Source organism: Ruegeria discodermiae (genome assembly GCF_030758345.1).
Classification (GTDB): Bacteria; Pseudomonadota; Alphaproteobacteria; order Rhodobacterales; family Rhodobacteraceae; genus Ruegeria_C.
In genome coordinates this window covers 75937-89460 of the sequence record NZ_JAVAMO010000017.1, presented here as the reverse complement: position 1 = coordinate 89460, position 13524 = coordinate 75937, and the positions used below count along the sequence as shown (strand labels likewise).

10 protein-coding genes are annotated in these 13524 nt (G+C 55.6%); all 10 read right to left on the bottom strand.

The features are described 5' to 3' along the window. Positions 1 to 19: 19 nt before the first annotated feature. A complete protein-coding gene (locus Q5Y75_RS23845; RefSeq protein WP_306202235.1) occupies positions 20 to 2368 on the bottom strand; it encodes a glycoside hydrolase family 65 protein in 2349 nt (782 codons plus the stop codon). 34 nt (positions 2369 to 2402) lie between these two features. Beyond that, positions 2403 to 3386, bottom strand: coding sequence for a carbohydrate kinase family protein (locus Q5Y75_RS23840; RefSeq protein ID WP_306202233.1), 984 nt, complete (start codon positions 3384 to 3386; stop codon positions 2403 to 2405). An 80-nt stretch (positions 3387 to 3466) separates the two neighbouring features. Beyond that, positions 3467 to 4480 carry a substrate-binding domain-containing protein gene (locus Q5Y75_RS23835; protein ID WP_306202232.1) on the bottom strand — a complete coding sequence of 338 codons (1014 nt, stop codon included), beginning with the start codon at positions 4478 to 4480 and terminating at the stop codon, positions 3467 to 3469. Between the two features lie 135 nt (positions 4481 to 4615). After that, positions 4616 to 5776: a sugar ABC transporter permease gene (locus Q5Y75_RS23830; RefSeq protein ID WP_306202230.1), complete on the bottom strand. Its 1161-nt coding sequence runs from the start codon at positions 5774 to 5776 to the stop codon at positions 4616 to 4618. A 12-nt stretch (positions 5777 to 5788) separates the two neighbouring features. Then, positions 5789 to 7321, bottom strand: coding sequence for a sugar ABC transporter ATP-binding protein (locus Q5Y75_RS23825; protein ID WP_306202227.1), 1533 nt, complete (start codon positions 7319 to 7321; stop codon positions 5789 to 5791). Positions 7322 to 7488: 167 nt separating this feature from the next. Continuing rightward, positions 7489 to 8499, bottom strand: coding sequence for a substrate-binding domain-containing protein (locus tag Q5Y75_RS23820; RefSeq protein WP_306202225.1), 1011 nt, complete (start codon positions 8497 to 8499; stop codon positions 7489 to 7491). 423 nt (positions 8500 to 8922) lie between these two features. Continuing rightward, positions 8923 to 9330 (bottom strand): universal stress protein, encoded by a 408-nt coding sequence (locus Q5Y75_RS23815; protein WP_306202223.1) that lies wholly within the window; start codon positions 9328 to 9330, stop codon positions 8923 to 8925. Positions 9331 to 9402: 72 nt separating this feature from the next. Beyond that, positions 9403 to 11196 carry a thiamine pyrophosphate-binding protein gene (locus Q5Y75_RS23810; protein WP_306202221.1) on the bottom strand — a complete coding sequence of 598 codons (1794 nt, stop codon included), beginning with the start codon at positions 11194 to 11196 and terminating at the stop codon, positions 9403 to 9405. Beyond that, complete coding sequence (locus Q5Y75_RS23805; protein WP_306202219.1) at positions 11196 to 12605, bottom strand: aldehyde dehydrogenase family protein; 1410 nt, start codon at positions 12603 to 12605, stop codon at positions 11196 to 11198. Before Q5Y75_RS23805 ends, Q5Y75_RS23810 begins: the two co-directional genes overlap by 1 nt. A gap of 35 nt (positions 12606 to 12640) precedes the next feature. Further along, a complete protein-coding gene (locus tag Q5Y75_RS23800) occupies positions 12641 to 13519 on the bottom strand; it encodes a sugar phosphate isomerase/epimerase family protein (RefSeq protein WP_306202217.1) in 879 nt (292 codons plus the stop codon). Positions 13520 to 13524 lie beyond the last annotated feature (5 nt).

The window sequence follows — 13524 nt, the reverse complement described above, 5'->3', positions numbered from 1 at the left end:
TGCGAAATTTGCCCGGTCGTCACGCTGGCTGCGGCGCGACGACCACATTCTCTCCTGCAATCAACGTAACAGGTTGGCCCATTACCTCGATAGTTTCTTTAGTGCCCGACGGAGCGATGAGCTCAAACCGACACTCGTCGTGGGAAATCGAGACCATGACGTCATTCCCTTTCCATTTCAGGTTAAACCGGATTCCGTACCATGCCTCGGGCAGCCAGGGTTTGAAGGTCATCTTACCATGCTTGACCCGAAATCCGCCAAATCCACACACAAGCGATTGCCAGGTTCCGCCTGCCGAGGCGATATGCATCCCGTCTTGCGTGTTACCCTGATTATTGACCAGATCAACAAAGGCAGACCGTTCGAAATAGTGATGCGCTGAGGAAATGTCGCCGACTTCAATCCCCATGATCGAATGAATTGCCGGGCTAAGTGAAGACTTGTGCATCGTACGTTTCTCGTAAAACGCGTAGTTTGCCGCTTTGACCTCATCCGAGAACTCATCAGGTAAGAGATAGTTCAACATGATCACATCCGGTTGTTTAAGCAGCATTGAACCGTTCAGCGAAAAGTGATCATGCCCTTTGGGATAGACCGGCATACGGTTTTTGTCCCATTCCGTGATGGGAATGTCCTGAAGCTGAAAGTACCCTTCAAACTGCTCAATCAGATTACGAGACGGATCAAAGGGAACGTAGATTTTTTCGGCGGTTTCAACCCACTGCTCTACTTCGTTCGCTGTCAGCCCCAACCGGTTCAGAAGGTCATCGTGGGTCAGAGTTGAGGTTTCGCTGAGTTCAGAAAAAACACATGCGGATTGCTCCAGATGCCATTTCGCCATCCGGTTGGTAAACGTGTTGTTGTCGACATGCTCGTGAAACTCGTCGGGCCCAATAACGTTTGTCAGCTCGTACCGGTCCTTGTCTTTGTTCCGTTCCAGCCGACTGATCCAGAACCGACTGGTTTGATACAAAACCTCGGCACCGAAATCGCGAAGGAAATCTTTGTCTCCGGTCGCCGCAACATAACTGAGGATGCCATATGCCACGCATGCGGTGACGTGAATCTCTTCCTCGCCGGTCCAGATCCGGTTCGCACCGTCCGCTGTCCACTTTGGCGTCGTCTCCACCCCGGTATCAGCGGATTCCCACGCGTACTGCGCGCCCTTAAGCCCATTCATTCGGGCATTCTCAAGCGCGCCGTTCAACGTATTGTAACGGTACTTCAGGAGGGCTTTGGCCGTCTCCGGCTGCGTGAAAATGTAGAAAGGCAGCAGAAAAATCTCGGTGTCCCAGAAAACGTGACCTTTGTAACCTTCCCCTGACATGGACTTGGCACCGATGTTCGCGCGTGGGTCGTTTTTGTTGGCGGCGATCAGCAGATGATAAATATTGAAACGCATTGCCAGCGTTGCTTCAGGATCACATGTCACCACGCAATCACAAGCGTCCCATTTTGCACGCCAGGCTGCGGCGCTTTCGCTCAGACAGGTTGAGAACCCCTTGGCCTGTGCAGTCTCCAGCGACGCTTCGCATTTAGCTGCCAGTTCGGCCCCATTCAGGTCTCGCGATGTGAAGATCGAAACCAGCTTTTCGAACGTCAGACTTTGCCCATTGAGCGCCTCAACCGAAACGGTCTGTGAAACCTGCTCATAGTCGCGGCTCGCACTATTGAGCTCACAGAAAGAGGGTCGATCCAAGGCAGACGCCATTCCGATCGAAATACCAGTGTCCAGGGTCAGAGCCTCGATATATGACGAATCGCTGCTTGCATGAGACTGAGTGACCTTCAGATGTCGGCTTTTGGCCCACTTTTCCCAATTGACCTCGGGATGGAATTCCGGGTTTCCCTGATAAGCTGGCAGGCGGTCCAGATTGTACCGTTGGGCATCAAGTGAACTTTCGACAGTTATCCTGGACGAGTGGTTTTCTGGCGTCACCGTCAAGCGGATGCCGCAGATATGCTGATCGGCAAAACTGGCAAACCGGATGCTGTTGATGTGGGTGCGACGGCCTGTGCTGTCTTCAAACACGGTATCGCGATGCAGAAATCCGGTCTGCAGATCTAATACCCGCCTGTGTTCCACGACTTTACACGTCTGGACATCCAGAATTTCACCTTCGACACGAACCCGAAGTGGCAACCAGGTCGGTACATTGACTTGATCGATCACCGTCGAGTCATGGTGATCGTAGACACCGGCCAGATAGGTGCCGGACAGCTCTCCTTTGTGGCCCTCTTCCAGCGACCCACGTGTGCCCTGATAGCCGTTGCCGACCGTGAAAATGGTTTCCTTGAAGTTCGCTTCATCCAAACTGAATTGAGTTTCTTCGATCAGCCAGTCGGTACTGCTCAGCATTGTCTGCATGTCAGGGCTCCATTCGGGTGATATTTCGGATAATTCAGTCGCCGTAGGTTTCGGCAATCTGACGTTCGGTCTCGTCCAAGGACTTATAAACGTCCAGTTCGCTGCTGGAGCAGCGCTGCGCGCCCGCGCAGTTTCCGAACTGGCAGGCTTTGACAAAATCGCGGGTCTTGAGATAGCCGAAGGCCAGCCCACCGGCAAAGCTGTCGCCACAACCGGTGGTGTCAACTACATCCTCAACCAGCACCCGTTTAACCAGATGCTCGCGCATCTTGCCGTTGTCGTCCAAGTGATAGACCGCGCAGCCATGCTGATCGAGTGTGACGTAGAGGGCCTTGACTCCGCGATCCAGACAATGTCGGGCAAATTTGGGCAGTTGGTCCATGGTCAACTCGCTGATGGCGTTCAACTCTTCTGAACGGTATTCGCCTTTGAACCAGCTGCATTGGGCCTCTTCCAGGTTCATCTTTAGCAAATCTATATGAGGAAGCCACCGGTCCCGGTCGACCCAGAACTTGTGATACCGCTCGCCATGCGCCGAACACCCGTTGGTGGGGCCATGTGCGTCGAAAACGATCAAGCCGTCACTATTGGACTTTATGTAGCGCACGGTCTCAAGCGGGATTTCGAAATCGGTAATTGGAACGAATACGAAGGCATCGCACTCCATTAGATGCTCGATATCATCGGGTAGGATAGGGTTCATGAAACCGGTCTGAGTTTCATTGCGCCTATTCTGATCGACATAGACCAGATCGATCACGGCACCCTGATCGGCGTCGCCCGTCACATGGCTCACATCAACATGCGGAAAATCCGACAGCAGATTGCGGACCTTGCTGACGTCCGACTTACGCACATGGCTAACGACATTGATCTTCGATCCAGGCCCGGCCAGTGACGACATGCAGACCGCCGTGTAAACCGCGCAGCCAAACTTTTCGAAGTTTTCACCCTGATAGCTGGTGATGTTGTCCCGTGGGATCGGGCCGAGTACGGCAACGTTGATCTTATCATACATGGCGCGCCCTTGCTTGAAATCTTGTTTGGACTGACCGGTCTCCATGCAGGAAGTCCTGCACGAGAAACCTCGATCAGCTTTCAGTCCGGATAGACCTGTTCAATGGTATAGAACCCGCCCTCGATAACTGTGGCATCAATCGTATCCTTTGACACAGCAAATACCGGAGTGATGATCGTCGGGATTTCGGCATATCCGTTGTCTATCAGACTGTAATTGGTGATCAGATCGCTGACGTCAGCCTCTGGAGCATGCGCTATCTTGACGGCTACGTCGGCCGCCGCATAGGCCAGAGGTTTGATTTGTTTCCAGATTTCCAGCGCTTGCACATCGCTGGCGACCATTTGGACATTTCTCAGATCCGCGTCTGAACCGGCAACAAAGACCTGATCCGCCGATGCCAGATCCTCATCCGACAGTGCCGCCAGCACTCCGAAGGCAAGCCCGCTGTTATTGGCAATAAACGCATCAATGTCGTTATCATATTCGACCAGAAGGTTTTCGACTGTGTCTCTGGCCATGTCCGGAGACCATTCCACGTGGCTGCGATCTGCAACAAGTTCGAGACCGGGATGCTCCCCGACAACTTTTAGTACTCCGCTGCTCAACGCTTCGGCATTGGCGTCACCAGGTTGGCCCCGGATCAAGGCGACGCGGCCCTTAACCTCGCCGCGGGTGTCATTCAGCCAATCGACCATTGCATCGGCCTGTAGCTGTCCGACGGCCCAGCTATCCTGCATGACCATGACGTCAAGTGGTCCGTCCTGCAGCATCGAATCGTAACCGACGACCTTAACGCCTTGATCGTGGGCCAGATCAACCAAGGCGCCAGCGGTTGCAGTGTTGACAGGTTGTAAAACCAGAACGTCCACCCCCAAATCCAGCATTTCCTCAACCTGCTGCAACTGACGCAATGGATCATTGCCGCTGCTGTCGAAGATCACGTCGGCGCCTTGGGATTCCGCGCGCGCGATGAACAGAGATTTGTCTGTCTGGTATCTGGCTTCCTGCATGGTCTTTAGCAGGAACCCGATCTTGACGTTGTCCTGCGCTGCCGCGATTAGCGGAAAAGATGCCGACAGAAGGCCGGCCAAACCCAAAGCTCTGAGGCCGTTTGTGCGTAAAGTTGCTAAAATGGACGGTACCATAGCTCACCTCCCAGCAGTCATTTGAGGTTTCGGGAATTTGCGTTGCCCCCGGTGCGTATGACCGGGGGCATACCTGCAGCATCATTTTTTCTGCATCACGTCGAACCAGACGGCGAGGATGATGATCAGGCCCTTGATGATCAACTGATAGAACGTGACCACCCCCAACAGGCTCATGCCGTTGTTCAGGACGCCGATCAACAGGGCACCGATAATGGTTCCGCTCACCTTGCCCGAGCCACCGGCCAGGCTGGTGCCGCCGATAACAACCGCCGCAATCGCGTCGAGCTCGAACATGGTTCCAAGGTTGGGCGAGGCACCGTTCAGACGCGAGGCCAGGATGATACCGGCCAGGGCCGACAGAACCGAAATGACCGTATAAACAATCATCTTGGTGCGGACGACGTTGATGCCGGACAGGCGTGCTGCATCCTCGTTGCCGCCAAGCGCATAAAGGCGACGACCAAAGCGGGTGCTGTTCAGCGTATAGATCCCGGCAAACGCAATGACTGCAAAGATCGCAACAGGAACGGGGATCCCTTTGTAGCTGGTGAACACGTGGAAGGCTAAAGCAAAGCCACCAATCATCACGGCCCCGTTGACCAGCAGTTCCTGCATATTCACTTCGACGCCATGCGCCTTGCTTTGCTGAACGTCCCGGAAGATCGAATAAACTGCGAGCGCGGCACAGGCGATCAGCACGATACTGGACAACATCGGCGGGATATAAGCACCACCAATCAATGGGAACACATTACTCGTTACTGGTACAGAACTACCGTTGGTCAGGGTCAGTGCCAATCCGCGTGCGATGGTCAGCATTCCAAGGGTTATGATGAATGGTGGTATGTTGAACTTGGCTATCCAGAACCCATTCCACAGACCTATTCCGACACCTACGATCAGAAGGGTTGCAGGTACCGCCAATATTGTCGGCACGCCCCATTGCATCATGAGCGTGCAGACGACCGCTGATAACCCGACGACAGAGCCAACAGATAAATCAATACCGGCAATCAGGATGACCATGGTCATGCCTACGGCAATGATCCCGATGATGGTAACCTGACGTGACAGGTTGCTAAGGTTCCGCGCGGTGAAAAACGCGTCGTCGGCAAAGCTGAGCCCAACGACAAGCACGATCAACGCAATTAGAGTCGCGTTGTCCTTTATGAAGTTTATCAGGTGGTTTTCCTTGGCGCCATTGACGCCAACACCTGCAACGTTGCTGTCAGCACTCATTTGCTTCCTCCCTTATGCGCTGCCGGTGGCATACGCCATGATTGCTTCTTTCTTCGCGTCGTCCCGTTCAAAGTTCGACACGATCTCGCCTTCGCACATCACCAGAATCCGATCGCACATGCCCAAAACCTCGGGCAGCTCCGAAGAAATCATGATGACGGTGACACCCTGCTGGACCAGTTCGTTCAGCAGCTTGTAAATCTCGACCTTGGCGCCGATATCGATCCCGCGTGTGGGTTCATCCAGAATGAACACATCAGGGCGCGAGTTCAGCCACTTACCCAGAATGACCTTCTGCTGGTTACCGCCGCTGAGCGTACCTATCACTGTGTCAATCGATGGTGTTTTGACGCCTAGCTGATCGACATATTCCTTGACGACTTTGCGTTCCTGCTGGGTGTTGATAATGCCAAGAACCTTTGAACTGATCGTCTCAAGCGAGGAAATTGTCGTGTTGAAGGAGATGGACTTGTCGAGAAATAGACCCAGTGCCTTTCGGTCCTCGGTCAGCAGCGCAATGCCAGCATCGATTGCGTCCTTTGGAGATTTGATGTCCAGCTCTTTCCCGTTCAGTTTCACATCACCAGTGGTCTGATCCGGATAGGCACCGAATACCCCGCCAACCAGTTCGGTCCGGCCTGCGCCCATTAGGCCGGAGATGCCCAAAATCTCGCCTTTGCGGGCAACGAAGCTGGCGTTCTTGACCAGATAGCTGCCAGGCAGGTCGGGGTTTGTAACGGACAGATTGTCGACCTCCAGGGTCACTTCACCCGGAGTGAAATCGACCTTGGGGAACATATCCTTAATGTCCCGCCCAACCATTCGGGCGATAATCTGATCCAGCGTGATATCCGCGATCGGAGTGACTTCGCCAATCGTCTGACCATCGCGCAAAACCGCAATCCGGTCGGCGATCTGCTCTATTTCTTCCATCTTGTGCGAGATGTAGCACATGCAGACACCGTCGGCTTTCAGCTTCCGGATGATACGGAATAGATCCTTGACCTCCTTATCCGTCAGCGCCGATGTTGGTTCGTCCAGCACCAGTATTTCTGCCTTGAGCGACAGAGCTTTGGCAATCTCGACCATCTGCTGTTTGCCCACAGTGATGTTCTGAACCAGATCTGTCGGGCCGATGTCGTTGATACCCAGTTCGGTCAACAGCTTCTGTGTTTCGGCAAAGGTCTGGTTCCAATTAATCCTGCCCTTGGCATCGGTGAACTGACGATCCAGAAAGATGTTTTCGGCAACCGATAGGCCCGGGATCAGGTTGAGCTCCTGATAGATGATGCCAATGCCGGCAGCCTCGGCCTCTTTCGTATTCGCAAACCGAACTTTTTCGCCGCGCAGAAAGATATCGCCTTCGTAGGTCGGATAGGGCCAAACCCCGCTGAGCACTTTCATCAACGTGGATTTGCCCGCTCCGTTTTCTCCCATTAACGCCAGAAGCTCGCCCGAGCGGGCTTCGAAATTGACATTGTTCAGGGCGCGAACTCCGGGAAAATCTTTGATGATACCCTGCATTTTCAGGACGACTTCAGACATGTTTTTTCCCATCAGTTTCAGGTTGTTATCCTTGCTGTGACCGCGGCTTCTAAAACCGGCTGTCACAGAGCGAACAAAGGAAGGAGGGCACCACGCAACCGCGCGGGGAGAAGTACGCTTGGAGGCTGAATGGCGATACGCCCTCCTTCAGAAAGTCATCCGCAGGATCAGTTCCCGTAGACTTCTTCCTTGGAGTAGAAGCCGCCGGCGATGATCGTGTCGTCGATATTGTCCTGCGTCACCAAGGTGATCGGTGTCACGATCGTCGGCACGTCGGCATAGCCATTGTTGATCACCTTATCGACCTTGACGAGATCAGCCGGGTCGCCATCGGGAGCGTTGGCCAGTGCAACGGCCACTGCGGCGGCAGTTTCGGCAAGCGGGTCGATCTGTTTCCAGATTTCAACCGCCTGTTTGCCCTGCGCCACGTATTGGATATTCGCTAAGTCAGCATCAGATCCCGCGACAAACACCTTGTCCGCAGATGCTAGCCCCTGCGCTTCGAGCGCCGCAATCACGCCACGCGCCATCCCGCTGTTGTTGGCAATGAATGCATCGATGCCGTTGCTGTTCGACGTCAGAGTGTTCTCTGCAGTGGCCATTGCTTTTTCAGAAGACCAGCCTTCGTGCGCCTGATTGGTCACCAATTCCAAACCCGGGTTGGCTTCGACAATTTCCAGCACTCCGCTGCTCATCGCGATGGCGTTTGAATCTCCCGGTTGACCTTGGATCAAGGCGATCTTTCCCGTGACGTCGCCATTCTTGTCCTTCAACCAATCGACCATGGCTTCGCCCTGCAGGCGACCCACCGCCCAGCTGTCTTGCATGACCATCGCGTCCAGCGGACCATCCACAAGCATGGAGTCGTAGCCCACGACGCGGACGCCCTCACTGTTGGCCATGCTGACCATGCTGCCGGCAGTACCGGTATTCACCGGCTGCAGAACGATGACGGTCGCCCCTTTTGCAAGCATGTTCTCGAACTTGGCAAGTTGCGTGAGTTCATCATTGTTTGCAGAGTCGAAGATGACCTCTGCGCCAAGCTCCTCGGCCTTGGCAGTAAACGCTGCGCGGTCTCGTTTGTAGCGTTCCTCCTGCATCGTCTTCAGCAGAAATCCGATCTTGACGTCGCCTGCCTGTGCCGTGCCTGCGGTCAACGCAATAGCAGCTACAGACATAAGGACGGCTCTACGGGTAAATGTCTGGAATAGGGACATATTTCCTCCAGTTTTTGTTCCTCGGCAGCAGGTCTTTCTTAACCTGCGACACGCTGCGTTTCGTCGATCAACCCCGACACCGCTTCCACCAGATGTGCTGGGGTCCTGAACACATTGCGATGTCGTTAAGGTACCACTGTTAACAGCTATGTGATTTGTATATTGATATGGCATACTTATTCATGGTGGCTGTAAGTCACGTCCATGGCAGAAAGAATGACCACAAATCCTCCTGACCTCAGCAAGGTAGAGAACTTGGCTTAGTATTTGTTTTTTCTGGCTTTCAGGTGTGAGTGCTCGAAGGCGGCTCGGTCGGGACCACGCGTCCTGGAAGCGCAAACACCGAGCAGTCAATGCACCTCCGAGGTTTCCCGATGCCGCAACTTACCTCAGAACCAGCACCGAACACGGCGCGCGACGAACCACACGAGAAGCCGTGGAGCCAAGAAAGTAATCCTCGACACCAGGCCTGTGGGAATTGATGACGATCAGGTCGGCGCTGGTTTCTGCCGCCAGATCGGGGATCGTGACCCCAGGTTTGCCCGACAGCACGGCGGCATCGATGTGGTTCTGGCCCGTTGCCAAAGCACGAAGGCGCTGCTCGATCTCCGCCCGGACATGGTCGGCGGGTTTCACGGTCGCGTATTCGGCGACATAAGCAGGGACATTTTCAAGCACCGCGACGAGAGTGATCTTACCGGGCTTTGCCATCAGCCGCCGCGCAGTCTCTATGGTCCGTTGCACATCATATTCATGGTCCAGTGCGATGGGGATCAGGATGTTCGTGTACATGGCGGAACCTTCCAGAAGGTGTTTGCTGGGTGCATCCAATCGCAGAATGTCTGCTCTGAGATGCACAGGCTCTTAGGTCGAGACGTGGCTGACATCCTTGTCGGGTGAATAGATATCAAGGATATTCCAGTGACCCGTCGTAGGCGTCGGGTTGTTGATCATCGGGACATCAAGAACGGTGGGCTTTCCGCTTGCGATCGCGGCTTCAAGCGCGGGAAGCAGGTCATCTGCAGAGCTGACCCGGACGCCTTCAGCCCCATATGCCCGCGCGATCTCGGCATAGCCTGGACCGTTGGTAGGCGCCTCCGCCGTGCCGGGAAAGGTGGTTCCATAGGTCAGCCCATAATGCGCCTTTTGAAGGCCAGCGATGGTGCCGAACGCGTTGTTGTTCATCACCAGCCAGATGATGCCCAGATCAAGCTCCACGGCGGTGGCAAGCATCGATGGATTCTGTCCGAACCCGCCATCGCCGACGAGGCTGATGACCACACGTTCGGGCGCCGCGAGTTTCGCGCCGATCGCACCGGGGGGGCCGAACCCCATGGTGGCAAAACCGCCGGGGGTTAGGATTGATCCGGGCGTCAGAATGTCGAACTGTTGACCAACACCGTTCTTGTTCCAGCCCACATCGGTGGTGATGATAGCGTCATCGGGCAGCGCTTTGCGGGTGTCCGCAAGAATGCGCTCGGGCATCATCGGAAAGGCCACACTTTCCGCCATCTCGCGGTTGCTTTTCTTGTAGCTTGCCCGGAAGTCCGCGATTTCGGCCCTTTTTGCTGCGCGATCAAAGCCGTCCGGATACATCTCTTTCGCCACGCGGACCAGGACTCGCAACGCGGCTTTGGCATCTGCCACCACGCCAATCTTGGTCGGGTAATTGCGCCCGATCTCCTGTGACTCGATGTCGATATGGATCACCTTTGTGCTGTCATCCATACCGCCGATGTTGAAGGTGTAGCCCGGGTACCAGCTGGAACAATCGGCCTCCTTGAAGCGGGTACCAATCGCAAAAATAGTGTCCGCATTCAGACAGGACTGATTGACCAGTGATGTCCCCCAGAAGCCTGTCATACCCATAACAAGCGGATGGTCGTCGCGCAGCGCGCCCTTGCCCATGAGGCTGTGGGCAACCGGAAGGCCCATATGCTCAACAAAGCTCGCCAGCTCTTCAGAGGCCTGCGCTAACAGAATGCCGCCACCCACATAGGCCACCGCGTTTTTCGCGTCGGCCAGCGTCTCAACGATTTCGCGCGCAGTGTCGTCGTCGATCGATGGTTTTTTCAAGACCTTCGTATTCTGGGCTACCCGCTCGAACGTATCGGCAGGGATCACCTCCGAGAATATGTCCATTGGCACATTGACCAACACCGGTCCGGGCTGCCCGTTTTCGGCCAGGTGGAATGCCTTTTCAAGTATGTCCGCCATCAGGTCGGCACGGTCCACGCGCCAAGCCCGTTTTACGAAGGGACGATAGATTTCCCACTGGGCAGCATCCGCATGCAGATTGACCTCCTGATGGGGGTGCTTGCCATAGTAGTGCGTCGGGACGTCGCCCGCGATCACCACCATCGGAATGCAATCGAGCGCTGCGTTGGCGACGCCGGTGGCGCAATTCGTCAACCCGGGAGATAGGTGCGACAGCACCACCGACGCCCTGCCCTGCACGCGTGCATAGGCATCGGCTGCGTGGCTGGCGATTTGTTCGTGGCGGACGGTGACGAAGTCGATCGGGCTGTCGGCCAAAGCGGCAAGCACAGCGATATTGGTGTGGCCGCACAGGCCGAACACATGCTGCACCTCGCGGCGTTCAAGGAAATCAACGATATGTTCCGCGACGGTTTTGCCGTCCAATTTTGAGCCATCCATCACGCCACCTCTTGTCCATAAAACTCACCGAACAGTTCCTGTTCCGATGGCCGGTCCTCGGGGATCGGGCGGCTGACCCACGTGTAGTTCATCATTTGCTTCATCGTGACGTTCTCATTGGTAATGTTGCCGCCCCAGATCCCGCAACCAAGGCTGGAGGTCATCGGCATCCCGTTCGTCCAGGCGCCAGCGTTGGCCTTAGATTGCGGCTGCCGCACCATCATTCGGCTGACCGGCGCAAGACGAGCCAGCCGGTCGATATTCTCGTCGTTATGCGAGTAGATTCCGCAAGAATGGCCTCTGCCGCCAGTGTCATAGATGGCCTCCACGATATCGAGCGCATCGTCGAACGTCTCGAAGTGATAAAGCGCCATGAGAGTTGTGAGCTTCTCTTTCGAAAACTTGTGCTCGGACCCGATCTGACCTTGATTTTCGACCATCAGAAATGTCCGATCTTCAGGGATAGAGAACCCGGCAACATCCGCTGTTTGTTGCGGTCGACAAGCAATGGTTGGGAACGTGCGGTTGCCTTTGGCATCCCACATCGCCTGTTCCAGCAGGGCCTTTTCCTCTTCAGTGCACAGATAACCGCCTTCGGCAACAAGTGCCTGGACCATCTGCTCGTAGATAGAACGCTGAATAATGATGTTGCCATCTGCCGAGCAACCCGACCCGAAATCCGACGTTTTTGATATCCGGGTATTCCGTGCGGCAATATCGATATCGGCGCTCTCGTCGATCACAATCGATGAATTTCCAGCGCCGACACCATAAGCCGGTTTGCCGCTTGAATAGGCTGCCTGCACCATGGGCTTGCCACCCGTGGCGAGTGTCAGGTCAGCGCGGCTCATCAAGTACTGGGTCAGTGGAATCGAAGGGTGACGGATCGCCTGGAATAGATCCTCGGGCGCGCCAGCGGCCTTGCAAGCGGCGCGCATCAGTTCGGTCATCTCGTAGGTCGTTTTTGCTGTGCGGGGATGCGGCGAGAAAATGACAGCGTTGCGTGCATTGGCAGAAGACACGCCAGTCACCGGCGGTGTCATCGCCGGATTGGTCATCGGAATGAGCGAGGCGATGACACCGGCGGGTTTGGCATATTTGACCAGACCACGCGCTTCGTCGGTCTCAACAATGCCCGTCGAGGGGGTACGCAATACGTCGCGCAGGACCATATGGATCTTGAACCGTTTGGCGGGACGGCCTTGGCGATCGCCGATGCCACTTTCATCGACACCTTGCTGGGCAAGTCGGGTAAAGCTCGTTTCGTTGCCCGCATACCAGGCGATCGCCTGGCTGAGGCGGTCGAGCCGGTCCTGGCTCCAGTCTTCGATCTCGGCCATGGCGGTGCGGGCGCGGGCCAGCAAATCCTCGGCCAGATTGCGTTCGTCTTCGGTCAATTCTCGTGCCATGTGCGGCGTCCTTGCTGGTGTTCTGATATAATGGTTCAAGCTGCGAGGTGGGTGATCTCGCGACGCTTGGAGCGGGCGGGCCCGAAGGTCCGTTTGGCATGGGTCAGACAGCGGCGGGCATGCTCTTCATAACCAAGCTCCTCGACCCGGCTCTGATTGGGAAGCTCGATGGAATAGTTCATGGGCGGGCAGCGCTCGATGATTCCAGCGAAATCGATCCACCCCTCACCCGGATAGAGGCGGGCATCGCGGGCCAGTTGCACCATGCCTTCACGGGTGTCGGCGATCCCCGGCAGGCAATCAGAGATATGCAGGAAGTGCAGCCATTCGGGCGGGACGTGCAACAGCTCACCCAGATCGACCCGAGACAGATGCAGGTAGAGCGTATCGACAAGAATACCACCATTGGGCCGGTCTGCCGCGCGCACGATATCAAGCACTTCATCCAGGGTGCGCAGGCGCGAAAAAGAGGGAAACTCCAGATCGATGGTTATCCCGTAGGGCACGGCCAGATCGCAGGTCTCGGCATAGACATCCAACAGGAAATTCCGGTCATCGCGTCGTGTAGTCCATGCCGACATGATCATATGGCGCGCGCCCAGCTCGCCACCCAGTTCCAGCGCAGGGATGAAATCGCGTGGATCGCAATCCTCGGTGATCCGAGCAAGTTCCACATCGAGCACCGTCAGGCCAGTGGTTGCCAGAGCGGTTCGGGTGGCCTGCACCTGCGCCTTATCAAGTGGGTGATGGTCGAACTCGCCAGGAACGTTCATCGTAATGAACCGTGGGCTGACCGCGTCATACCCCGCACGGGCAGCCACGTATACAAGCTCAGCCGGGGTACAATTGATCAGCGTCAGATGAGCAAGCGAATAGATCGGCCCGCCTTCTCTTGTTGTCTGACTGTCAGGCATTGTCC

What these genes read in the sequence shown, in the direction of transcription:
- Q5Y75_RS23840 (WP_306202233.1), bottom strand. Translation starts at nt 3,386, where the DNA reads ATGTATGATAAGATCAACGTTGCCGTACTCGGCCCGATCCCACGGGAC.
- Q5Y75_RS23825 (WP_306202227.1), bottom strand. Translation starts at nt 7,321, where the DNA reads ATGTCTGAAGTCGTCCTGAAAATGCAGGGTATCATCAAAGATTTTCCC.
- Q5Y75_RS23805 (WP_306202219.1), bottom strand. Translation starts at nt 12,605, where the DNA reads ATGGCACGAGAATTGACCGAAGACGAACGCAATCTGGCCGAGGATTTG.
- Q5Y75_RS23815 (WP_306202223.1), bottom strand. Translation starts at nt 9,330, where the DNA reads ATGTACACGAACATCCTGATCCCCATCGCACTGGACCATGAATATGAT.
- Q5Y75_RS23810 (WP_306202221.1), bottom strand. Translation starts at nt 11,196, where the DNA reads ATGGATGGCTCAAAATTGGACGGCAAAACCGTCGCGGAACATATCGTT.
- Q5Y75_RS23830 (WP_306202230.1), bottom strand. Translation starts at nt 5,776, where the DNA reads ATGAGTGCTGACAGCAACGTTGCAGGTGTTGGCGTCAATGGCGCCAAG.
- Q5Y75_RS23820 (WP_306202225.1), bottom strand. Translation starts at nt 8,499, where the DNA reads ATGTCTGTAGCTGCTATTGCGTTGACCGCAGGCACGGCACAGGCAGGC.
- Q5Y75_RS23845 (WP_306202235.1), bottom strand. Translation starts at nt 2,368, where the DNA reads ATGCAGACAATGCTGAGCAGTACCGACTGGCTGATCGAAGAAACTCAA.
- Q5Y75_RS23800 (WP_306202217.1), bottom strand. Translation starts at nt 13,519, where the DNA reads ATGCCTGACAGTCAGACAACAAGAGAAGGCGGGCCGATCTATTCGCTT.